We start from the raw sequence: 21,292 nt of genomic DNA on the forward strand, positions 1-21,292 counted from the left end.
GGGATATAAAATATAGCTAGTAAAACCGTCAACAAGTAATCTGGCAACTCGTGAAACGTGCGCCATCAGTATTGCTGCTTTATCGCGTCTATAAATGTATAGGAGGGTTCAATGTCTTCAGCTTTTCAACATCGTTTCATTCTTACAGGTGGTCCAGGGTCAGGCAAAAGCACGATAATTGATACGATTAAAAAACGAGGGTTTTGGTGCTCTAAAGAAGCGGGAAGAGGCGTTATACAAGATCAGGTGAACATAGGTGGCAATGCATTACCGTGGGCCAACCAGACTGCATTTGCAGAGCTCATGCTATCCTGGGAAATGCGTTCGTGGCACGAAGCTGAAGGGCAAACACAACCATGCTTATTCGACCGTGGTGTTCCTGATGTTGTAGGTTATTTAAGCCTTTCTGAACTTACCATACCGAGGCATTTGGAAAATGCCATCGAGAAATTTCGCTATAACCGAACTGTATTTATTGCACCACCCTGGCGTGACATATATGTACAGGATACAGAGCGTAAACAATCTTTCGATATCGCCATAGCGACATATCAGGCAATGGTGAAAACATACCGTACGTATGATTATCAGTTGATTGAATTGCCATGTGTTTCTGTAGAGGATCGTGTGGATTTTATCCTTTCCAGGATAGTACGTTGATAAAATATCAACTACGCGTAATGACGAATCACCATACCCGAATCTGTCGCATTCCAGTGAATATACAACTTCCGTTCCTGGCACGGAGTGGACTAACTAACGGATCTGAAGGTCCGCTGTGAGCGAAGTGCGGACATTAGAGGCTTTCACTTGCCCTTGAATTCTCTTGTAACTTAATTAGATATTCAGTTGTGAACTGTTGCTTCCCCAACTTTTCGAACTCCTTAATTAATTCGTTACCCATGAATTCCAAATCTTTATTATTTTGTAAAAAACACAGAGAGCTATCCCAAGCTTGTTTTTGTATTGCATCCATTTGTTCCTTCAGTAATTTTTTATCTTGAGCCGGAGTGTTAACTATACTGTTCATAATGGGAAGTAGTTCTTCTATTTTTCCTTTGTCTGTTATAGCAGTTTTATCCATTACGCCATTATTGTAAAAAAAGCAGGTGTCATTTTTACTGTCGATTTCCGGTTCATATTTTTTGTGCCAAAGAATATCCGCAATCACTCCGGCATTGAGTATGCATACCCGGTTAAACAAATGTTCATATATGGCATTGGTACTATCTAGTTTTGTTTTAGGTGAGGGATTAATCTCCGAGTTGCCGTAAACACCAAAGTTAGATTTCTCAATTGTTATACTTCCAACATCGAAGCCAACGTTACGTCCCATCAGCCAATGCCCTAGCTCATGATACATGGCACGTTTACACTGCTTTTCAGCATCAAGGTGGTTATGAATCATACATTCCCTTTTTGTTTATATTAGATGAGTGATGATGACGGTTTGTCACATTAAAATTATATAAAAATTTGGCTCTGACAACATAGTATGATTAACCAGCCAAAGCAGGTCAAATGAAGCGTAAGCAACGTTCGTTTATGGCACAGGGCTGCTGTTGCAGCCCTGACAACCTTATGTAAGCACACCTGTTTTAGTTCCATGCATTTTTTGAGATCACCCATCAGCCGGTACTCTTCCTGCGTCAGGTTGTTCAGGGATTCGTGAGGCCGCTCGTTGTTATATTCCATCAGCCAGCGCTGGGTAATTTCCCGTGCTTCATTCAGTGTTCTGAACAGGTAAAAATCCAGAATTTATGTCCTGTATGTCCTGTTGAACCGTTCGATAAAAGCATTTTGTGTAGGCTTACCCGGCTTGATAAATTCGAGCATCACGCCATGCTCTTCGGCCCACTGCGCCAGAGCCAGTGAGACTAATTCTGGTCCATTGTCCATCCGCATCTTCAGCGGATAGTCGCATAGCATTTAGGCTTAACCATCTAACAACATATAATCATCGTCTCTCCTGCTGATCGCAGATATGGACATCATGGCGAAAACGCTTAAGATATTACTTCTTTGAACCTAAGAGAATTTTTTTCCGTATGAGTAGTAGCAGATTGGATTTTATGATAAGCGAACATGAAAGAAGAGTTGATGAGATTAAATCTTCTGTTGGTGTAATCTGCGCAGAGTGCAATCAAAAATCATACTATTTCAACACTAAAAATAGTGATTTCTATGAGGAAAAAATTTGTCTGATCTGTTCTAAAACAAAATTGAGCGGTATCCTTCTTGAGGATTTTTTGTTTACTTTAACGAGAAAACTAAAAAACCACTACGAATTAATAGATGTTTGTCATCCGGGTACATCTTCAATAAAGGAGGTCTTGAAACGATTTACATACGATAATTCCAATGTGCTCGATAAGCTGTCAATTTTACTTTGCCAAAAAGATAACACTTTTTTTAAACTTGACGGAAAGTACAGAAGCACCGTTGATGAAGTTTTCATCGAAAAATGCAAAAATGAAGCTATCAAAAAATGGAATGCATTGGCAAATGATCTAAAGCATGCGCGGCGTTTTACGCATATTGAAGCCTCTAGATTTTATGAGAGTCTGATTGGATCTTGCGTATATAGAATGGAAAAAAACGAGATTTTCAACGCTGCACTAACAACTATCGATGAAGGGCATAATTTTTTTCGCGCGCGTTTAGTAAAAGATGAGCTCCACAGAAGTTCTATCACATCAACTCCAGAGAAAGAACTGTCTGCTCCACCAAATTATTTCGCAACTAATAGCCGAATGAGCCCACCAGGGATTTCGTTCATGTATACTGCTGGTGATCATGAGACAGCAATTGCTGAACTTCGCCCCTATGTCAGTGATATTATTGCAGTTGGTGTTTTTACGAATACTAGGAAACTTAAATTTTTTGATTTCACCCTTCTAGCTAACATGCGGCACATAGATGCCAATATCCTCGAAAATCCTAAAGAAGATCAGTATGTTAAAAATAGATACATACTGGGAGAACTCCATGAACTGATTTCAAAACCATTTAGAGCGACCGACACTAGCTATATAGAGACACAAATGTTTGCGGAAACTATTCGGAACTACAATAAAGGGATGTTCGATGGGATTATCTTCGGTTCATCGCAGCTAAAAGGCGGTATGAATTATGTTATTTTTGGTGAGTCTTCAAACGATCAAGATATTACTTCTTCGGTCAACAATTACCATGTTGCATTTGAAAGCAATAAGCAAGTAACTTTTTACCAGGTAACTCAGATAAATGCAATATCAAATGAAATTAGTTAAGCCTCTGGACCCCTCTGGGCGATCAGCAATCTCTCTCAGAAATGTCTTTAAGATTTTTTGATGGAAGTGGCACACTGGATTTGAGTACCTATATAGAAGTGATATGCTCACGGCTGGTCATGATAGGTACCCTTTCAATGAAAATGAAAAATCTTATCGTAGGGGTCATACGCGAAGATACTCCGTTATCAGCAATGGTTCTGCGTTTCTCAGCCATAGCAACCTTCTGAGCTTTAAATATGTGCAGTGGCTTTACTGTATATTTCTTGGGTGAGTCAAAGAAGGTCAGCTCGTATCCTTTTGGTTAAGCCATTTTCCGTTGTATTTAGATGAACTCAAGACACAAAGTTCCGCTCATGGCACGGAGCGGCCGGTCACACGCTAGACAGTGATCCCCATGATCCTGATGACGCTCTGCTGTGAAGCAGTTTTGAAATAGTCGCTTTTAATTAAGGTCATGCCCTGTTTGCGGTAGAAATTACAGGCGCGTTCGTTCTGTTCAAGAACCTCCAGCCATACAAAGTCTTTCCCCCTGGCCCGGGCCAGCTCTTTGACGGTGTCAAACATGACCTGACCGTAACCTTTATGGGTGTCAGCAGGATCAAGATAGAGTTTGTTAAGCAGCATCCCTGATATATTCGTATCAGGGATGCTGCTTTCATAGGTCACTTTCGCAAAACCAATTGGCCTATCGGTCTCTGCAACATACCAACAAACCGCTTGCTCTTTCAGGCTCTGTTCCAGCTCGTCCAGAGAAAATTCGCTTGCTAAAAAAGCTTCCAGTTCAGACTCAGACTCCCACAGATGTTCGAAGTGTGCGCGGTAGATGCGGTAACCCAGCGCATTAAGCAACATCGCGTCGGCCGGTGTGGCTTCACGGATTTGTAATGACATGAATGATACCCGTCCTGGTAATAAATTAACGATTACTGAACTATATCAAAATTGTCAGTGATACAGTGGTATGCGAATATTTCAGAGGCTTATCAGTATGAAGATTGTTTTTATCCCTGCGTTGATCGTTGTCCTGATTGATAAAGAACAGGACATGGGGCGGGAATTGATCCGCGATGAGGTTGAGTCTATCCGAGATGGCGCTACAGCCATCCGCCTGTCGGCCGAAGCAGCTGAGGATATAATCAGAGAGCGCGGCTACCGCGATATTGATCCTGAGAATGTCTGGCGCGAGTGGCTGGCGTATAAAGCTGACTGAATGTCGATGGGAACTCGCTGCTTTAGTGGCATAGGAAAATTGTGCACTTACACGGATGCGTTTACTCCGCGCCAGGCGTGGAGCTGAGGGGCACCATTGATATGACCTTAACAGATGGATGGGAGAGTTTTTGGGGGCAAATTTGGGGGCATTTCTAAGGGCAGGGACATGAAAAGGGACACATTAATAGCTGCTATAACCCGCTATTAACTGTCACTGCAATTTTTTATCTTACTGATTTATATGTATGTATTTGAGTTTTAGGTTGATTGTTTTTTCCTGTGTAATCGCAGAGTAATTAAGCAAGTTGATTATCGCGCAAAGGGTGTGACAGGGTGCATGTAGGGGGGAGTCAAAACACCAACACCGAAGCACAGTGCTGCGACTCCTCAATGTTATCCCCGTGCTGATTTCTTACTCTGTGTTCGATCGGATGAAATAACAATGGCTATGCCAGCCAGAACGATCAGTGTGCATACCAGAATTCTCAAATCAGGCAATTCGCCAAGAAATAGCACCCCACCTACCGCAGCAATACAGGGCACGCTCAACTGAAGTGTGCTGGCGGTTGCGGAAGACATACTGGCAACAAGTTGATACCAAAGTACGTAAGCCACACCAGAAGCCAGTCCGCCGGAGAGCAGGGCAAGGATGACGCCGTTGGCGTCAGTATGCACGGGTTCCTGTCGTACCAGACTCAGAATGAGAATAACCGGAAGGCTCAGAATGAAATTTCCCGCAGTCGTCCCGGCAGGAGAGAGAATGTTTTTCCCTCGCACAGAGTAAGCTCCCCATGCCAGGCCTGAAGCAACCATCGTCAGGGCAGGTATAAAAGGGGGAGCGGTTGCGCCGGGGAGCAGCAGCATAATGATTCCCCCAATGGCAATGACGATCCCGGTGGCTTTGTATCCGCTAAGTGTTTCGCCTTTAATTAATCCCCAGCTAATCATGCAGATCTGCACCGCGCCAAATAGCAGTAATGCGCCTGTTGCGGTATTGAGCTGAACATACGCGATTGAGAAGAATAATACATAGGCACACAGCAACAGGGCATCGATGATTTTCCAGCGTATGTCTTTCAGTTTTCCCAGGGCTATATGCCAGATAAACAGCATTACTGCACCACCGAGTAATCTCAGCACGCTGAACGTCTCAGGGTCCGAATATCCATTCTTTAAGGCAATACGACAGAGGATAGAATTGGCTGCGAATGCAGTTAACACCAAGAGAACCAGCAACAGCTTTTTCATACCCATCCTTAATGTTGACGATCTGTTGCTGAGTATAGAGTGCGTACATCAGGACAGGCATGCTAACGATGCTTTTGGTTATAATCCAACACGCCAAGGTTGCGCAAGGTGCGGGCGCTATCCCTAAGTGATGTTCAGGAAAGTGAGAATGGAAAGAATTGATACACGGCCACCATAGCGGAGGCACTTAATATCACACTGATGACGAAGTAAGTTTTGAAGGGCTGCTTTTGTGTTTTATGGCGAAAGAGTTGTTGCCCGACAATAGCGCCAGCCCATCCGCCCACAACGCCAAATACCAGCAATGTGGATTCCGGCACTCTGCGCCAGGCCTTACGCGCTGCCATTTTATCCACGCCGTAAATCGCCAGCGTCAATATATTGGCGAGCAGGCCCCATATTAGCAACGGATGTGGGGCAAAAAGGCTACCGATCGCAGCGCAGATCAGTAGCAAATAACAACAGCGATTGAGATTCATATCATTAACCACAGCCAGAACGGAGAGGCGGTTATCTTAACCCAGAACCGACACCGATAAATGGACATGAGATTCTCAGAAGCCAGGGTTATCAAGATCTCGATGCAGAAAATGTCGGGATCGCATGGTCAGCCTGGAAAATAGAACATTATGAAAAGTAATGATATTGTTCTACCAGCCACACTCATAACGAGGTTATATGAAAATCAGAAGGTTCAGAAATGGAGATGAAATTTCGTTATTCAGCGTATTTTTATCTTCTGTACATACCCTCGCATCCCACTACTACACACATGAACAAATAGCTGCCTGGGCCCCATCAGATATCGACCCGGACCACTGGACCAATCGCATGAGGGCACTACGTCCCTTTGTTGTTGAAGTGGAGGGTGAAATAGCTGGATATGCGGATGTTCAGCCCAATGGGTACATTGACCATTTCTATGTCTCGGGAGCCTACCCGAGACAGGGCGTAGGGACGCTACTGATGGACCGTATTCATGAAGAAGCCAGAGAACGTGGAATGGGTGAACTTACTTCAAATGTCAGTAAGGCTGCGGAAGCATTCTTCCTACGGCACGGCTTTCATGTCGTGGAACGAGGTTTCCCTGTGTGTCGTGGCGTGACACTACAAAATGCACTGATGCGGAAATATTTGGCGAAACAATAGAACACCGGCTGATTCCTACCCGGCACGGTCCGTAGTGAGCGAATAGTGGAAGTGAGTCACGCACGGGGGAATTACTTATATTGCCATGTATTATAAACGGTGAGCAGGTAATAGCCCCTTAATGAGTCGATTATTAAATGCAAACGGAGCATAGTAAGTCATTCGGTACAAGATTATGCAGCCCAATCCATCTACACAAAAGAACTGTGAGGCCACAAATATGACGCCTACTTTACAAGGGGCTCTTGTAACGCTCCGTCCTCTGCTTAAGACGGATGCTCCGCTATTGATTGATGCGGCTGAAGATGGGGAACTTTGGTCTCTGCCATTTACGGTCGTTCCATCCGCTGACACTGCTGATTCGTACATTCAGAAAGCCCTGAAGGGGCAGGCTGAAGGCACCGTCATGCCGTTTGCTGTAACGCTCTCATCCGACCAACGTGTCATTGGGTCAACGCGTTTCTGGAAGATTGATCGCGAAAACCGAAAGCTCGAAATTGGTCACACCTGGTATTCACAAAGCTGGCAAAAAACAGCTGCAAATACCGAGAGTAAACTGTTACTGCTGCGATATGCCTTTGAGCAACTGAAGTGTGTTCGCGTTCAGTTTACGACTGATGTATTGAATGAGCGCTCTCAGGCTGCCATTCTCCGTATTGGTGCGGTCCAGGAAGGTATCATCAGAAATGAACGAATTATGCCTGATGGTCGAAAGCGTACCTCCATACGGTACAGCATAATCGATGATGAGTGGCCGCAGGTTCAGACCAACCTTGAGCGCCGCCTTTCCGGTCACCGATAAGAAAAATTTTCGAAGAATTGCCGACAGGAGGTAAGGGATATTATTTGTTTTACCTCTCAATCGACGCCTTTGAACGCCAGGCCTCAAACGGAACACCACGGTCACTCTTTTGCTGGCGGGAAGAGATTGATCTGCGCTCTTCCAATTGATGTAGGGAGGGCGTTACTAACGCCTGCTCATGGTGTGAAGCGGGCCAATCAGTCGGTTGTCGGGTCCGCTGTGAGCGATCTGTGGACGTTATTGTCAGTATTGTGTACGAAAAACGGGCGGCAGGTTAGCTGATATGAAAATCGCCACGCTGTTAACGTGACGACTGAACGCTTGTGTTATCCGTTGTCTCTCTCGTCCAGGGCTTTACGGTATCTTGCTCGCTCGACTTCATCCAGATTTGTATCTGACAACACAGACCTGCCTTTGATGGCTAAATCCGTATCTATTTCTGTCCGGGTAGCATAAACCTTAGATGAATTTCCGTTTGGATATGCAGCCCCGTTAGTCAATGGCCCACCAAGACCTCGGGCGAATGCTAATGAAAGAACAGCCACAGCCAATAATACTGTTACTAACGGATAAAAAAACGTAGGTGAGATTTGTTCCAGAAACAATCGCAGCCTTACGAATGGAATAATCGAACATAGAATAAGAGCGCTACTTGCAATAAACCATGACTTCAGTCTATTCCCTTCACGTCTGAGTATAGAGGCAAGACAAACCACACCGGCGATTACTAAGATGGTAAACGTGATAATCAGCGTCAGGTCAACGTGGTTAGAAATCCAATACACGGAATTCCCCACTGAGTAGATGATTGACAGGAGGACTAATGGGACCAGTCGTTTAATATTCTTGCTGACGACAAAATACAACACTAATACCGGGATAGCGTTGATGATACTGCCTATTAATATAGGCATGAAGGGTATAGGCATATTGAACCTCGATAAGTTTATGTGAAAATACAATATGAAGTGACTCTGGGGGCGAATGACTATATTTGGCGCACAGAGGACATTCTCATCTGCTACCACTGAAGCTCAACCACTGTCAGCCTGGACAATCCGGTGTTTCTGTCCAGAACTATGGTATTTATCTCAGTAATAACTGAATCAGCTGAACTAAGATATACACCGCCGCTACCACTTGTATTGCCCGGAATCCCCATTTGAGATAGTGCCATTCATGGCGTTCTCTGGAATCAGGTTCTTCAATGGCGGGTTCAGAATGTTTTTGTTTCTTTGTCCTGAATTCATCTATTAACTGCCAGAGGAGAATAAGTGTAATGATGGGTTTCTGGAGTATTGGATTATCCGCAAAGAGTGACACCGGTCCGCTCGCTGATGTAGGCAGAATAGATGAATAACTTTCACGCCGCTACCACTAGATATAGGGGTAAGATTAAATTTTATCCTGCTCGAACTTTGAAGTGATTCTGTCCTTCCTAGATTGTTCCGCTGATGATGCACAATCTGTAGTGCGAAACATCTGACCGCCGCGTTGAGCGAAAAGCAGACATGCCACTAAATGAACTACAGGTTAACGATATTGCTCGTACTCCACCGTTTCCCGGACTTTAAGCAACGCTTTTTGTAAGTCTTCAATTGTTACCGATCCAAGAGCAATCCTGAGTGCCTGCGGAACAACCAACGATGTGCTGAAGGGTTCTGCGGTTGAAACTGAAATATTGCAGTCCATCAAATTCCTTGCTATCCGGTCCGCTCTTGCCTCATCCGGTAACGGTAGCCAGGCAAAGTATGAGCTCGGATGTGCAATGCAGGGAATATCCTCAAACGTGGTTCTTAATACTGCTTGCCGTTGGCGCGCATCTCGCCTCTTCAGGGTTTCAAACCGTGAAACCGTGCCATCCTGTATCCAGTTACACACCAGCGTTGTCATTATTGAAGGTGTATTCCAGGTGGTCGCCCTCACAGCCCTCTCCAGTGCTGGCCGGTACGATTCAGGGAAAATAACAGCGCCTACCCTCAATCCTGTCGCGACATTCTTTGAAAATCCCGTGAGATAAACGGTACGTTCAGGTGCATAAAAGGCAATGGGCGGTGGCGGTCTGCGGATCAGATAGCTATATGCGGTATCTTCAATAATGAGAAGATCATAGGTTCTTGCAATGTCGGCTATTTTCTTTCGCTGATGGTGGTTGAGAACCCAGCCAAGGGGGTTATGCAATGTCGGCATGGTATAGACAGCTCTGACATGTCTTTTCTGGCACAACTCCTCCAGTACAGATAAATCCGGGCCATCCGTTAAAGCGGGTATGGCAATGAGCTCCAGATGATATAACTCTGCCAGTACTTTAAAACCGGGATAGGTGAGGGCATCAATGGCCACAACATCGCCTGGTCGCAGCATGCCCAGCACAGTAATGGTCAGTCCGTGCTGCGCCCCGTTCACTATCACCACATTTTCAGCTTCAGGCTGGAACCCCGGCCCTGCAATGTGAGCCGCGATAATCTCCCGTTCAGTCATCCTGCCTGCATGTGGCTGGTAACGCAGATGGGACTCTATATCCCCTGAGACCGCAATCTGCCGAAGGGCATCACGTAGTCGCTCCCCCTGTCCAGGGAGCGATGGATAGTTAAAATTCAGGTCAAGCACATCCGTTGCCACCGCATGCTGATCAATCCCGTGACCGGTGGGCAACGAGATTTCTCTGACAAAGGTTCCTCTACCCGTTTCGCCACTGACCAGTCCCATCGCTTCCAGCTCGCTATAAACCCGTGTTGCAGTAGCCAAAGATATACGCTCCTGCGCTGAGAGTGCTCTATGCGTAGGTAAACGCGTACCAGAAGGAATTTCCCCGTTACGGATCCTCTCTGCGAACCTGTCCACAATCGATTTATAGCGTGCTTTCATCAAATGTATCCATGACAATAATTTGATTGTATTGATTTCCCCAGCGTACCATCCGCCTCACTAACGCTCAAGCCTGCGAGCGAAAAACAACAGTGAGGTCCTTGTGACAACTACAGTGGCAGATAAAACAGAACCCGGTTCAGTTTCCGGGTGGCTCAACGGTTTTATTGGGGTGCTAATTTTTAGTGGTTCGCTTCCCGCGACGCGTATTGCCGTTCTCGATATGGACCCCTTTTTCCTGACATTTGCGAGAGCTTCGATTGCCGGTGTGTTTGTCATGTTGCTGATTTACAGCTTTCGTGAGGGACGCCCCCAAACCTCCCAGGTCGGTTCACTCATTATCGTATCTCTGGGCGTCATTATTGGTTTTCCGTTGCTGACAGCGATGGCGTTACAGCACGTGACTTCTGCGCACTCTATCGTTTTTCTTGGACTGCTTCCGCTGACCACGGCGATTTTTGGTGTCCTGTGCGGTGGTGAACGTCCGAAAATGGCCTTCTGGTTTTTTTCTGTGCTGGGTAGCCTGCTCGTGATGGGATTTGCCCTATCGCAAAGTGCTGCGATTTCACTAACCGGCGATCTTCTCATGCTTGCAGCGGTACTGGCCTGTGGCTTGGGTTATGCCGAAGGCGCAAAACTCACTCGTGTCCTGGGAGGATGGCAGGTCATCAGCTGGTCGCTGATCCTTTCTCTACCGTTCATGTTGCTCGCGTCGTTTGCAACAATGCCCGCCACATTCACCGGCATCGGCATTTCTGCCTGGATAGCCCTGGGCTATGTCTCCCTGTTCAGTATGCTGGTTGGCTTTATTTTTTGGTACAAAGGGCTTGCGGCAGGCGGGATTGCTGCCGTCGGCCAACTACAGCTCCTTCAGCCATTCTTCGGGCTCGGCCTGTCAGCCACATTGCTGAACGAGGCCGTCAGCCCCCTCATGGTATTCGTTACGCTTGGCGTCATTCTATGCGTGATGGGCTCTCGTAAGTTTTCCCGATAAAACATTGCCAGGTCAGCGTTGACCTGGTCTATTTTGACGAAGGAATCATTATGTTTACTGGTCTGAGCGCTTTCCCTCTGACTCCGCTGGTTAACGGTGAGATTGATGAAAGCAGATTGACTCATCTGATTGAACATCTGGCAGAGGCTGGCGTGGACTCTATTGGTGCTCTGGGGTCTACGGGCAGCTATGCCTATTTAACCCATGAACAACGCCGGTCTGTCACAAAACTGGCCGTCAATGCGGCGGGGAGTATCCCGGTGATAACCAGTATTGGTGCAGTTCGTACCGATGATGTCATGAGGCTGGCAGAAGACGCTCAGCAGGCAGGCGTCAGTGGCGTATTACTTGCTCCTGTATCCTATCAGCCACTCAACGACACAGAAGTTTTCCGTCTGTATGAACGCGTGACGGCAGAATTATCTGTTCCGCTTTGCATCTACGATAATGCTGCGACGACGAGATTCGATTTCAGCGATGACCTACTGATAGCCCTGTCGTATCTGGACAACGTCGGTTCCATCAAACTTGGGGAGTTTCCTGCCGATCCAGTACAGGCTATTCAACATGTTGAACATTTGAAAAGCCAGATAGCCCGGGGGGTGACGCTTGGGATCAGTGGAGATGCTCAGTCAACTACGGGCTTGCTCGTGGGCTGTGATATCTGGTACTCGGTGCTGGGCGGGCTATTTCCCCATTATGCAATGAACCTGACTAAGGCTGCGTTAAGTGGGAATACAACAGAAGCTCGCTTGCTGGATCGGGCACTCGAACCACTGTGGGTATTCTATCGTCGTCATGGCAGTTTACGGGTGATCGCCAGTATCGCGGAGATCCAGGGAACCGTTCACTCTCCCTGCCTGCCTTTCCCGCTTCAAACACTTATCGGAAAAGAAATGGCCGCCCTCGAATCTACACTGGAGCAGCTCAGCTTCCTGGCGTGATACCACGAAATTCGTCCAGTGTAGGGCGGCTGACATCTCAAAATGACAGGTTAGAAAATCTGAGTACAGGTATTAGGATGAGTAACCTTTTGAAGCGTATCGCGGAAGACGCTGAGTTGATGGCATTGGGGGAAGGGGGGCTGACACAATTCTTCCGCACATGAATATTCATCCCATCAGTAATAATCAAATTTCCTGCAATGTGGGAGAATTAAGTATGGTTGTCCCTTGTGAAGCCAGACAGGAGTGACCCACTCTTTCATCTCCTGTCCAGATGGCAATATACCGTTCGTGGCTCCATCAGAATCGGATTACCACCTTGCCGAAATGCTGGCTTCCCTTCAGTGTCTGATAAGCTAATTCGGCTTCTTCAAAGGTAAATACCTGATCGACGTAGGGCGTGATACCAGAACGAACGACTTTTTCGAGCGTTGATACTGGCCCAACATAGATACCTTGCAGCGTAATGCGTTTTTCCAGAATGCCGAGATCAATCGTGCCGTTGTACCCGGAGAGTACGCCAATCAGCGAGATGCGACCGCCAAAGCGCGTAGCCCTGGTCGTTAAATTCAACGTTGCGGGTCCGGTCACGTCAACCGCAAGATCTACACCCTGGCCGTTAGTCAGTTTCAGCACTTCATCGGCCCATTCTGGCGTCTTTCTGTAGTTGATAGTCTCATCGGCGCCCAGTTCGCGGGCACGAGCCAGTTTTTCATCAGAACTGGAGGTGATGATAACCCGGCAGCCTGCCAGCTTGGCCATTTGCAGGGCAAAGATGGAGACGCCGCCGGTCCCCTGGAGCAGCACCGTACTTCCTGGGGCCAGCGTACTATGCTCAAACAGCGCAGACCATGCGGTAACCGCGGCACAAGGTAGGGTAGCCGCCTCTTCAAAAGAGAGGCTATCGGGAATGCGGCAAATACCGGATGTTGAGACAATAAAGCGCTCGGTTAAGACGCCATCAACGCCGGGACCTCCCAGAGAAGAAGCTTTCTTCGCCTCTGAATAACTGCCCTCTACCCAGTCTGGCATAAAGCCAATGACGACGCGGTCACCCACCTGATAATCCGTCACGCCTTCACCCACTTCAACAATCACACCGGCTCCATCAGAGACGGGAACGCTATCTTTGGCATGTTCGGTGACGATCAGGTCACGGTAGTTTAAGGAAACTGCCTTAATGGCAATGGCAACTTGTCCTGCGCCTGGTGCGCTGGCCGCGACGGTTTCAAGTTTCAGTGCAGGGCTGGAATGACCGGTTAATTTATAACATTTCATAGATTGACCTTAATTAATCTGATATTCATAAAAAGGGGAGATGAGTTAAAAGTTCTCAAGAACAATTATTCCGATCATCCTATCCTTTTCTATTTTTTATGGGCTTTACGCAAGTTATCTGCATTTATATTACCGAAGCGTTAACCCTGAATAGTCTGAATAACATCACTATCCACTAATTCAGCCACGCGTTTAAGTAATAAATATTGATCGATCACGCCTTTTGTTTCAAATATTGAACGTGCAAACATCGCCTCCCAATATTCGAAGAGTATTAGTTTTGGCATTTTTATAATGATAGCCAGGACTACATTAAATATACCCGTTCCATAACGCAGTAAATCTATTATACTGCCAGGTATTAACCTATCAAGTACGCACAATTTTGAGACTAAGTTACATGAATGATACTGATGAGCTTTCGGATAAAAAAATGCCCCGCCAGCACAACACTCGGCGCACCGGATGTTCTGTTGAGGTCACACTTGGGGTTATTGGCGGATTGTGGAAACCGATAATCCTTTTTCATTTGCTTGATGGGAAACAGCGCTTTAACCAGCTGTGTAAGCTCATTGATACCGCCACTCGCCGTATGATTACTTTACAACTACGCGAACTGGAGGCAGATGGAATCATCAGCCGTACCGTATATGCTGAAGTGCCTCCGAGAGTGGAGTATGAACTCACGCCGCTAGGCGTCTCGTTAAAACCCGTTTTACTTGCGATGCGCGACTGGGGCGACAATTTTCAGTGTACCCGAGTCTCGCCTAAGTAACCTACTTTGGCGAATGGTTGTGTAACGTTGATGTGTTCCCAACCTGCTTTTTGAAGAAAACTGAATAGCGACGGCCCGCTTTTGGCATGAGGCCGCCTGTTATGCAGTAATTGTGTACCAGACATCGACCCGTTGAACTCACAGCGAGAAGCGGACGTTGAGGCACCTGATAAATCGTCTCAGTTTTCAACTTTTCTTACCCTTAATGTCCTGATTAGCAAATCATACAGGCTATCCACAGCTGAAGAACTCTGAGAAGCACGACTTCTGAACAAGGCGACTTCCATCGGTTCAAGGGGTCCCAAAAGATGTTCACTGCCAAGAACTTGCAAGTGGGGGGGTACGCTGCACTGGGTGAGAACGGCAACAGCCAGGCCACTTTCTACTGCTGTAATCTGTCCCGACAGACTGGAGCTGTTATACACCACCTTATATCGCCGACCCTGTAATGCTAATGCATTGATAGCGCTACGCTTAGCAAGGCTCGTGCTTTCATATACCGCAATAGGTAATGGATCTCGCCTCCACACTTCAAATTGCGGAGAACCTACCCACACCATGGGTTCATAAAACAATAACGAGCCCTGGCTGGGATGTTCCCGGGAAACCAGGGCCAAATCGAGATCGCCGCTCTCAACGCGAGGAATGAGTGATGTTGATTGCTCACAGCTCAGTTCGATCTCGACCGATCCAAAGTTAGGCGCAAATCTCTTCAGCGCAGGTGTAAGGTATTTTGCTGCATAATCATCAGGAACCCCCAGACGAATACGCCCTGTTAATTCCTTACCGTGGAATGCTGCCTGCGTTTCAGCATGAAGGTCGAGCATCCTTCGGGCATATCCCAACAGTTTTTGTCCCTCAGAGGTGAGTTGATGCTGCCGAGGACCGCGAAGTAAAAGCTGACATCCTAATGCGGATTCCAGCTTCTTGAGTTGCATGCTGACCGCAGACTGCGAGCGATGAACCTCAGGTGCCGCTGCCGAAAGCGACCCCGCGTCTACTACCGCAACAAAACATTTGAGCCAGTCCATCTGGAGGTCTTGATAATGCACCGTTGATCCTTGTATTCGATAATCAAATATTAACATCAATTATTATGCGTTTTTAGTGATTTCACAACGCTGTCATAGTGGCGCTCTGTTTAACATGACTGAGAGGAAGAGCATGAGGCCCCAGATGACGTATCACGAATCTGATTTATCTCAACTAAATCATTCGCTTGTATGGGCTGGTTTTCGGCAACTTATCCCGGTGTCACTTTTTGTCGCTGTTTTTGGTGCTGCCTTTGGCCTGGCTGCATCGCAGAAAGGACTGGACCAGATAACCGCAACAATGATGAGTTTGCTGGTTTTTGCCGGTTATGCGCAATTCGCTACGTTAGAGCTTTGGACGTCTCATGTTCCTGTATTAACGCTAATAGCCACCGTCTTTGCCATTAATGCCCGGCATCTGTTGATGGGAGCAACTTTATACCCGTGGCTGCGCTCTTTAACACCCGCTAAACGCTACGGAATCATGATGGTTGCATCCGATGCTAATTGGGCTATGTCCATCCAGGCATTCGGCAGGGGAAAAGCAGGACTTGGATTGCTCTTTGGCGGCGGTCTTGCGTTATGGCTTTTTTGGGTTGCAGGGACTCTGGTAGGGCTTTATTTCGGTAATGCTATACATGAGCCTAAACGCTATGGACTCGACATGGTCATGGGATGTTTTCTCCTTTCCATGGTGTTCGAAGGAGAAAGAAATCTAAGGATGCTTTGTATCTGGGCCGTAGCGGCCGGGGCTTCGCTGATAGCGTATAAAGGGTTACCAGAAAATAGCCACGTGATCGCCGGAGCCCTCGCCGGAGGCATCGCTGGAATCATCATGAGAGATAAAAAATGAGTATTGAGACGGTAGGTTTTGGGCCTCTGATTATTATCATTATTATGGCCCTGGTCACTCTTGCTACCCGATGGGGGGGCGTCTGGGTTATGTCTTTTGTTCCTTTTAATAACAGAATAAAAGCCTTTATTCAGGGCATGTCAGGCTCCGTTCTCGTTGCGATTTTAGCCCCCGTGGCTCTTACCGGCGACAAAGGTGCTCAGATGGCATTATTGACCACCGCTATTTTAATGCTGGTTTTTAAAAAACCTTTGCTTGCGATCGCTTTTGGAATTGTCGTTTCAGCGCTGGTCAGGTTTTGTTAAACCGTTCTAACGAATGTTTTCCTGACTGACTTCATTACGGTAAGGTCCGCTTTTGGCACCAGGCTGAAGGTTCAAATGACAAGAATACCTAGATTTCAAGTGCAGCCAGGATGACGGTTTCCATTTTCGCAGGGGTAGTGAACGGAGCAAAACGCTTTAGCGGCTTGCCATCGCGTCCGATAAGGAATTTTGTGAAGTTCCATTTTATCCGTCCCCCCAGTATGCCGGGCAATTCATCTTTTAGATAACGAAATACCGGATGCGTAGCGGCACCGTTAACCTCCACTTTTTCAAACATCGGGAAGCTTACACCGTAGTTGACGTGGCAGGTCTGCGCGATTTCGTCGGCGTTGCCGGGTTCCTGCTTACCGAACTGGTTGCAGGGGAAGCCAAGGACCATCAGTCCCTGGGCTGCGTACTTTTTGTAAAGCGCTTCCAGACCTGCGTATTGTGGCGTGAAGCCACAATGGCTGGCGGTATTTACCACCAGAACCAGCTTGCCAGCATAGTCAGCCATAGGGATGCGCTGACCGTACAGGCTGGTGGCTGTCAGTTGATAAAAGGTGGTCATAGCGAACTCCTCAGAGCGGGACCTGTTAGACATCGGCATAGCCATACAGCACGGTGCTGCTGGGGCAAGTGAGAAGCGGAGGTGAGTCCGCTCGGTTTAGTGCTGTCAGATTCCGTCCCTAATGCTCCAAATCTTCGCGAGTGGGTCCTTGAAAGTAAAGGGTACTAATATGGCAACTACGCGGTTGAGTCAGCGCAAAACGAATTGTTTCCCAGACAGAACGCCCATTCATTAGATGCTCTCCCATTCTGGATTGAGTGTCGACAAGAGGATCTAACCCGGTCAATTCAAAATCCGGTGGGTATAACCCGGTTACCCGTATATTTTCTTTGGATAACTGTTTCGACAGTTTAGTTGTAAAACCACTCATCCCGTGTTTACTGGCAAAAAAAGCGGGATGGGCAATTGAATCCGTAAAATTCGGAATGCCGCATACTGATATAATCGAGACGATGTCAGCACTGTCTGAACGCCTTAATCCTGGAAGTAATGCCTGTGTGAGTAGAATTGAACCTGTCAGGCCTGAGCTGACGGTGTTGAAGATTTCTGAGTCCAGATGTTCATCTATGGTCCCTGACAACCACTGAGCAGCATTGAGGATTAGAATGTCGATGGACCCGTCTATATCTAAAAGTTGTGAAGCAAACTGAGAAATAGATTCAGTCTGGGTTAAATCACACAGATACCCTGTTGCAACACCACCTTCAGTGGCGATGATGCTGCAGGTTTTTTGAATATCCTCAACCCGCCGGGCAGAAAAATCCACGTTGACGCCTTCTCGTGCCAACCAAACGCACAACGCCTGACCAAATCCTCCGCCGCCGCCGGTGATAACGGCTCTTTTGCCTTTCAACATAACGATGCTTCCCTTTCGTGATGAGTTTGTGTCGCTGGATATATAGCATGGTGATACGGGGTCACATCTTCCCGTTAGTGCCATTTACGCGGGACATAAATAGCGGTTTGCATACGTTTTATCGCTCTCAAAAAGGGCGCAAATCAGATTTAAGCAAAATGCATACTGACGGGGAGGAGGCATGAAGGGGGCTCATCCTGGTCGTTGCTTTCAACCAGTCCTGCGAATGGTGCCAGGCGTCGGGCATGTAAATGACTGAATTCGATATTTACAATCAGCTGGATAGCATTTAATCACAGCTTCATGTTCCGCGTGATGTGGGTAACATGCGGGGCAAAAAGAGTCATCCCACCCGGTGGTTATTTTCCGCCGGGTGGGACATCAATCCAGATTAAAATACCGACAGCCCCAATCCTTGTTTTACTTCTCTTAGCGTTTGCTGCGTGATGTCGTAGACCCGCTCGCTTCCTTTTTTAAGCATCGCCATCAGCATACCTTTATCCTGAATATAGGTTGCCCGACGCTCACGCATTGGCGCGATGAGTTCTTGCAGGCACATCTCCAGCTCATTTTTACATGCCCGATCACCCAATCCTCCTTGCTGATAATGCGCTTTCATTTCTGCGACTTTGGCCTTGTCCGGATGAAAAGCATCCAGATAGGTGAACACAACATTGCCCTCAATTTGCCCCGGATCGGATACTTTTAGGTGGCTAGGATCTGTGTACATTGCGCCGACGGCGCGATGGATAGTCTCTTCACTTGCCGACAGGAGCAGCGTATTGCCAAGTGATTTCGACATCTTGGCGTTGCCGTCAATACCCGGAAGACGGCTGGTTTCGCTTAACATAGCTTTACAATGATGCAAAACGGGGGCCGGTAACAGGCTATTCATCTTGTGTACGATTTCATTAGTTTGCTCGATCATCGGCAACTGATCGTCGCCGACGGGTACCAGGCTGGCTTTGAACGCCGTAATATCTGCTGCCTGGCTGATCGGGTAAACCAGGAAACCGACCGGCAGCGAACGGGCGAAACCTTTTTGCGCAATTTCATTTTTGACCGTTGGGTTACGCTCGACGCGAGCCACAGTAACGATATTCATATACAGTGCGGTGAGTTCGGCAAGGGCAGGTAGTGCCGATTGTAAACAAAAGGTGGTGAGTGAGGGATCAATACCTGCAGCGAGATAATCGGCCAGCACTTCGGGTATGTTATCTTGGATCTTTTGTGGATTGCTGCCGTTATCGGTCAGACCTTGCAGGTCTGCGACCAGAACAAACTGCTGATAATCGTGTTGCAGTATCGCGCGTTGGCGCAGGGAACCTACATAGTGGCCAAGATGCAATGGCCCAGTAGGACGGTCGCCGGTAAGGATGATGGATTTGTTGTACATAGAAGACTCCTTAAGCATAAAACCGAAAGGGGTCTCAAAATGCAAATAACCGCCTTTCGGCGGTTATTTAAAAATGGATAAACACATTCTGACCGCCTTTAAGAAGGCAGCCACCAACGCTGGTGATTAAAACCGTTGCAATCGTGTTTTATATTCATCTGATCAACATATCACTGCCAGGCGCTGAGGTAAAGTAATGCTCTGCCCGGTCGGGGTGGGCAACATCATTTTGGCTTTACGGGTAGGGTACCCATTGTTATGTTTGGAAATCCCTTTGTAATCATGGCGATAACTCTCGACAAGGAAGTACAATGCATAAAGAAGTTCCTGTGAAACTCGATCTAGCAGCATTGCAAAGTAGTGGGCCATTGCTGTGGGAGAAAAAGTTGCGTCCAGGTGACGTTTTGTTAGTTTGTGGAAACAGTCCATTCAGTTCACTAATTGTGAAAGCGAGCGGCGGACCATACTCTCATGCCGCTATCTGGATTCATGATGGTGATTCAGGCATTGAAAGTCTATATCTTGCCGAATCGGATACATCGGGTGTTGGATTTACTTTTTTATTGCCAATGCGTCTGTATCCTGGGGGGCATTCCACTGCTGAAAAGGTTATTTGCATCCCCGAAAATCCGAGAGAATGGATTTTATTGCGCCATCCTGAATGCGAAAACATTGATCTCTCCAGGATGATTCAGGCTTCGAAAGACCTACAAGAAAATGATTTTTATAAAAGCTACTCTGCTGTACCAAGACTTCTTGAGGCCATAACGCTACCAGATTTTCCACATTTACTGGCAAAACATGTTGCGCAAGCAATCGAGTCCTGCCGTTTTGATAAAGGAACGCGGGGCGCATTTTGTTCTGAGCTTGTCGCTACATTTTTTTCCAGACTCGGTCTGGAACTGTTTACCGATGGACGTGATCCGCAGACCGTTTCGCCAAATGATTTTTTATTGCCAGAATGCCGATTAACCGTGGTTACGGATGCGTTTGTCGATGCTGGTAGTCTGCTGCCGGGAACCTATGGCTACGGAACGCCTTATCAAAAACGGAGTAAAGATCCTTTTTTGCGTACGATGATAAGCAATCGCGACGTCTACGATAAAATCGCCGCAAGTATGAAGGGTGCAGAGAGCGCTCAGCAAGAAGCAAGTGCCTGGATTATTGCACAGCACATTAAGAATGCCAGTGCTATGGAGCACCAGTTTGCTGAGCAGATTGCGCTGGCAGAACGGTGGCATGAGAATGAACACGTCGTGAAATTACAGCATTATGCGATAATGTTTAAATATAGCCACCGACTGCTACAAAATTTATATGAACTTAATCATCACTATTGGTTCGGAGATAATCCCCTTATCGACATTGCTGCCTGGAATCAGGCGAGTGCAACGCTTCAATTTAGCGCCAGCCAGATGCTATATTGTGCCCAGCGTGCACTAATTAGAAACACGGCACTTTCAGGTCTGCGCAGAATAAGAAGCATACACAAAGTTTCACCGCCTGGCCGAATACAGTTAGTTAAATTTAGACGCTTACGTGCTAATAATTTGAAACTTTGGTGCCAGTATAAAAAAGACAGTTACGCCAGTCTTGACTCCTGTATAAAATTCTCTTCTGCAGGTGTGCCAGGTGAGCAGGCAACTGCCTATATTCAGGATGTAATCCAGAAAACTCACCAGTCACTTATTGATGAATATACCCATTAATGGGGGTACTTCCTCGGGTGAGATAT

The 21,292-nt window shown here is 47.0% G+C and carries 23 protein-coding genes and 1 pseudogene; 11 read left to right on the forward strand and 13 right to left on the reverse strand.

The window, feature by feature from the left end; genetic code table 11:
- Positions 1–111 precede the first annotated feature (111 nt).
- Positions 112–660 carry an AAA family ATPase gene (locus NNO08_RS06745; protein ID WP_202038756.1) on the forward strand — a complete coding sequence of 183 codons (549 nt, stop codon included), beginning with the start codon at positions 112–114 and terminating at the stop codon, positions 658–660.
- 136 nt (positions 661–796) lie between these two features.
- On the opposite strand, the gene NNO08_RS06750 is transcribed toward NNO08_RS06745, so the two are convergent.
- On the reverse strand, positions 797–1,408 hold the full coding sequence (locus NNO08_RS06750) for a hypothetical protein (protein WP_271456394.1): 612 nt from the start codon (positions 1,406–1,408) through the stop codon (positions 797–799).
- A 190-nt stretch (positions 1,409–1,598) separates the two neighbouring features.
- Positions 1,599–1,917: pseudogene (locus NNO08_RS06755) on the reverse strand (integrase core domain-containing protein); the annotation flags it as partial.
- A 155-nt stretch (positions 1,918–2,072) separates the two neighbouring features.
- Between NNO08_RS06755 and NNO08_RS06760 the strand changes: the two are divergent.
- On the forward strand, positions 2,073–3,272 hold the full coding sequence (locus tag NNO08_RS06760) for an RES family NAD+ phosphorylase (protein WP_271456395.1): 1,200 nt from the start codon (positions 2,073–2,075) through the stop codon (positions 3,270–3,272).
- Positions 3,273–3,653: 381 nt separating this feature from the next.
- Here the strand turns inward: NNO08_RS06760 and NNO08_RS06765 are convergent, their stop codons facing one another.
- Positions 3,654–4,166, reverse strand: a complete 513-nt coding sequence (locus tag NNO08_RS06765) for a GNAT family N-acetyltransferase (RefSeq protein ID WP_271440601.1) — start codon at positions 4,164–4,166, stop codon at positions 3,654–3,656.
- A 97-nt stretch (positions 4,167–4,263) separates the two neighbouring features.
- On the opposite strand from NNO08_RS06765, the gene NNO08_RS06770 reads away from it, so the two are divergent.
- Positions 4,264–4,485: a hypothetical protein gene (locus tag NNO08_RS06770; protein WP_271440600.1), complete on the forward strand. Its 222-nt coding sequence runs from the start codon at positions 4,264–4,266 to the stop codon at positions 4,483–4,485.
- Between the two features lie 395 nt (positions 4,486–4,880).
- On the opposite strand, the gene NNO08_RS06775 is transcribed toward NNO08_RS06770, so the two are convergent.
- Together NNO08_RS06775 and NNO08_RS06780 are read right to left on the reverse strand one after the other, a co-directional pair.
- Positions 4,881–5,741 carry a DMT family transporter gene (locus NNO08_RS06775; RefSeq protein ID WP_442870771.1) on the reverse strand — a complete coding sequence of 287 codons (861 nt, stop codon included), beginning with the start codon at positions 5,739–5,741 and terminating at the stop codon, positions 4,881–4,883.
- Between the two features lie 128 nt (positions 5,742–5,869).
- Complete coding sequence (locus NNO08_RS06780) at positions 5,870–6,214, reverse strand: DUF1294 domain-containing protein (protein ID WP_271456397.1); 345 nt, start codon at positions 6,212–6,214, stop codon at positions 5,870–5,872.
- Positions 6,215–6,413: 199 nt separating this feature from the next.
- On the opposite strand from NNO08_RS06780, the gene NNO08_RS06785 reads away from it, so the two are divergent.
- Complete coding sequence (locus NNO08_RS06785) at positions 6,414–6,884, forward strand: GNAT family N-acetyltransferase (RefSeq protein ID WP_271440597.1); 471 nt, start codon at positions 6,414–6,416, stop codon at positions 6,882–6,884.
- A gap of 220 nt (positions 6,885–7,104) precedes the next feature.
- Positions 7,105–7,686, forward strand: a complete 582-nt coding sequence (locus NNO08_RS06790; protein ID WP_271456398.1) for a GNAT family N-acetyltransferase — start codon at positions 7,105–7,107, stop codon at positions 7,684–7,686.
- A 326-nt stretch (positions 7,687–8,012) separates the two neighbouring features.
- Here NNO08_RS06790 and NNO08_RS06795 read toward each other — a convergent pair whose 3' ends face one another.
- From NNO08_RS06795 to NNO08_RS06800, 3 genes are all read right to left on the reverse strand, one after another.
- The gene (locus NNO08_RS06795) at positions 8,013–8,471 is read right to left on the reverse strand and encodes a hypothetical protein (RefSeq protein ID WP_271456399.1); all 459 of its coding nucleotides are present in this window, start codon (positions 8,469–8,471) and stop codon (positions 8,013–8,015) included.
- Positions 8,472–8,772: 301 nt separating this feature from the next.
- Positions 8,773–8,985 carry a hypothetical protein gene (locus NNO08_RS23100; RefSeq protein ID WP_442870775.1) on the reverse strand — a complete coding sequence of 71 codons (213 nt, stop codon included), beginning with the start codon at positions 8,983–8,985 and terminating at the stop codon, positions 8,773–8,775.
- Between the two features lie 234 nt (positions 8,986–9,219).
- Complete coding sequence (locus tag NNO08_RS06800; protein WP_271456400.1) at positions 9,220–10,554, reverse strand: aminotransferase-like domain-containing protein; 1,335 nt, start codon at positions 10,552–10,554, stop codon at positions 9,220–9,222.
- Positions 10,555–10,657: 103 nt separating this feature from the next.
- On the opposite strand from NNO08_RS06800, the gene NNO08_RS06805 reads away from it, so the two are divergent.
- A complete protein-coding gene (locus tag NNO08_RS06805; protein ID WP_271456401.1) occupies positions 10,658–11,548 on the forward strand; it encodes a DMT family transporter in 891 nt (296 codons plus the stop codon).
- A gap of 50 nt (positions 11,549–11,598) precedes the next feature.
- A complete protein-coding gene (locus NNO08_RS06810) occupies positions 11,599–12,492 on the forward strand; it encodes a dihydrodipicolinate synthase family protein (protein ID WP_271456402.1) in 894 nt (297 codons plus the stop codon).
- Positions 12,493–12,792: 300 nt separating this feature from the next.
- Here the strand turns inward: NNO08_RS06810 and NNO08_RS06815 are convergent, their stop codons facing one another.
- A complete protein-coding gene (locus NNO08_RS06815; RefSeq protein ID WP_271456403.1) occupies positions 12,793–13,770 on the reverse strand; it encodes a zinc-dependent alcohol dehydrogenase family protein in 978 nt (325 codons plus the stop codon).
- A gap of 400 nt (positions 13,771–14,170) precedes the next feature.
- On the opposite strand from NNO08_RS06815, the gene NNO08_RS06820 reads away from it, so the two are divergent.
- Complete coding sequence (locus NNO08_RS06820) at positions 14,171–14,545, forward strand: winged helix-turn-helix transcriptional regulator (RefSeq protein ID WP_442870772.1); 375 nt, start codon at positions 14,171–14,173, stop codon at positions 14,543–14,545.
- A 179-nt stretch (positions 14,546–14,724) separates the two neighbouring features.
- Here the strand turns inward: NNO08_RS06820 and NNO08_RS06825 are convergent, their stop codons facing one another.
- Positions 14,725–15,597: a LysR family transcriptional regulator gene (locus tag NNO08_RS06825; protein WP_271456404.1), complete on the reverse strand. Its 873-nt coding sequence runs from the start codon at positions 15,595–15,597 to the stop codon at positions 14,725–14,727.
- A 124-nt stretch (positions 15,598–15,721) separates the two neighbouring features.
- On the opposite strand from NNO08_RS06825, the gene NNO08_RS06830 reads away from it, so the two are divergent.
- Positions 15,722–16,429 carry an AzlC family ABC transporter permease gene (locus NNO08_RS06830; RefSeq protein ID WP_271456405.1) on the forward strand — a complete coding sequence of 236 codons (708 nt, stop codon included), beginning with the start codon at positions 15,722–15,724 and terminating at the stop codon, positions 16,427–16,429.
- Entirely contained in the window at positions 16,426–16,734 is a 309-nt protein-coding gene (locus NNO08_RS06835; RefSeq protein WP_271456406.1) for an AzlD family protein, read from the forward strand. Before NNO08_RS06830 ends, NNO08_RS06835 begins: the two co-directional genes overlap by 4 nt.
- An 88-nt stretch (positions 16,735–16,822) precedes the next feature.
- On the opposite strand, the gene NNO08_RS06840 is transcribed toward NNO08_RS06835, so the two are convergent.
- From NNO08_RS06840 to trpS, 3 genes are all read right to left on the reverse strand, one after another.
- A complete protein-coding gene (locus NNO08_RS06840) occupies positions 16,823–17,305 on the reverse strand; it encodes a glutathione peroxidase (protein WP_271456407.1) in 483 nt (160 codons plus the stop codon).
- Between the two features lie 118 nt (positions 17,306–17,423).
- Positions 17,424–18,161, reverse strand: a complete 738-nt coding sequence (locus NNO08_RS06845; RefSeq protein ID WP_271456408.1) for an SDR family oxidoreductase — start codon at positions 18,159–18,161, stop codon at positions 17,424–17,426.
- A gap of 391 nt (positions 18,162–18,552) precedes the next feature.
- Positions 18,553–19,557 carry a tryptophan--tRNA ligase gene (trpS, locus tag NNO08_RS06850; protein WP_271456409.1) on the reverse strand — a complete coding sequence of 335 codons (1,005 nt, stop codon included), beginning with the start codon at positions 19,555–19,557 and terminating at the stop codon, positions 18,553–18,555.
- A gap of 311 nt (positions 19,558–19,868) precedes the next feature.
- Between trpS and NNO08_RS06855 the strand changes: the two genes are divergently transcribed.
- On the forward strand, positions 19,869–21,266 hold the full coding sequence (locus tag NNO08_RS06855; RefSeq protein ID WP_271456410.1) for a hypothetical protein: 1,398 nt from the start codon (positions 19,869–19,871) through the stop codon (positions 21,264–21,266).
- The last annotated feature ends 26 nt before the right edge of the window (positions 21,267–21,292 follow it).

Origin of the sequence: Citrobacter sp. Igbk 17, assembly GCF_028069775.1 — a bacterium.
Lineage (GTDB): Bacteria > Pseudomonadota > Gammaproteobacteria > Enterobacterales > Enterobacteriaceae > Citrobacter.

Bases quoted from the DNA above. Each gene is read 5' to 3' on its own strand.
- NNO08_RS06745 (WP_202038756.1), top strand. From the start codon at position 112: ATGTCTTCAGCTTTTCAACATCGTTTCATTCTTACAGGTGGTCCAGGG.
- NNO08_RS06750 (WP_271456394.1), bottom strand. From the start codon at position 1,408: ATGATTCATAACCACCTTGATGCTGAAAAGCAGTGTAAACGTGCCATG.
- NNO08_RS06760 (WP_271456395.1), top strand. From the start codon at position 2,073: ATGATAAGCGAACATGAAAGAAGAGTTGATGAGATTAAATCTTCTGTT.
- NNO08_RS06765 (WP_271440601.1), bottom strand. From the start codon at position 4,166: ATGTCATTACAAATCCGTGAAGCCACACCGGCCGACGCGATGTTGCTT.
- NNO08_RS06770 (WP_271440600.1), top strand. From the start codon at position 4,264: ATGAAGATTGTTTTTATCCCTGCGTTGATCGTTGTCCTGATTGATAAA.
- NNO08_RS06775 (WP_442870771.1), bottom strand. From the start codon at position 5,741: ATGGGTATGAAAAAGCTGTTGCTGGTTCTCTTGGTGTTAACTGCATTC.
- NNO08_RS06780 (WP_271456397.1), bottom strand. From the start codon at position 6,214: ATGAATCTCAATCGCTGTTGTTATTTGCTACTGATCTGCGCTGCGATC.
- NNO08_RS06785 (WP_271440597.1), top strand. From the start codon at position 6,414: ATGAAAATCAGAAGGTTCAGAAATGGAGATGAAATTTCGTTATTCAGC.
- NNO08_RS06790 (WP_271456398.1), top strand. From the start codon at position 7,105: ATGACGCCTACTTTACAAGGGGCTCTTGTAACGCTCCGTCCTCTGCTT.
- NNO08_RS06800 (WP_271456400.1), bottom strand. From the start codon at position 10,554: ATGAAAGCACGCTATAAATCGATTGTGGACAGGTTCGCAGAGAGGATC.
- NNO08_RS06810 (WP_271456402.1), top strand. From the start codon at position 11,599: ATGTTTACTGGTCTGAGCGCTTTCCCTCTGACTCCGCTGGTTAACGGT.
- NNO08_RS06815 (WP_271456403.1), bottom strand. From the start codon at position 13,770: ATGAAATGTTATAAATTAACCGGTCATTCCAGCCCTGCACTGAAACTT.
- NNO08_RS06820 (WP_442870772.1), top strand. From the start codon at position 14,171: ATGAATGATACTGATGAGCTTTCGGATAAAAAAATGCCCCGCCAGCAC.
- NNO08_RS06830 (WP_271456405.1), top strand. From the start codon at position 15,722: ATGACGTATCACGAATCTGATTTATCTCAACTAAATCATTCGCTTGTA.
- NNO08_RS06835 (WP_271456406.1), top strand. From the start codon at position 16,426: ATGAGTATTGAGACGGTAGGTTTTGGGCCTCTGATTATTATCATTATT.
- NNO08_RS06840 (WP_271456407.1), bottom strand. From the start codon at position 17,305: ATGACCACCTTTTATCAACTGACAGCCACCAGCCTGTACGGTCAGCGC.
- NNO08_RS06845 (WP_271456408.1), bottom strand. From the start codon at position 18,161: ATGTTGAAAGGCAAAAGAGCCGTTATCACCGGCGGCGGCGGAGGATTT.
- trpS (WP_271456409.1), bottom strand. From the start codon at position 19,557: ATGTACAACAAATCCATCATCCTTACCGGCGACCGTCCTACTGGGCCA.
- NNO08_RS06855 (WP_271456410.1), top strand. From the start codon at position 19,869: ATGCATAAAGAAGTTCCTGTGAAACTCGATCTAGCAGCATTGCAAAGT.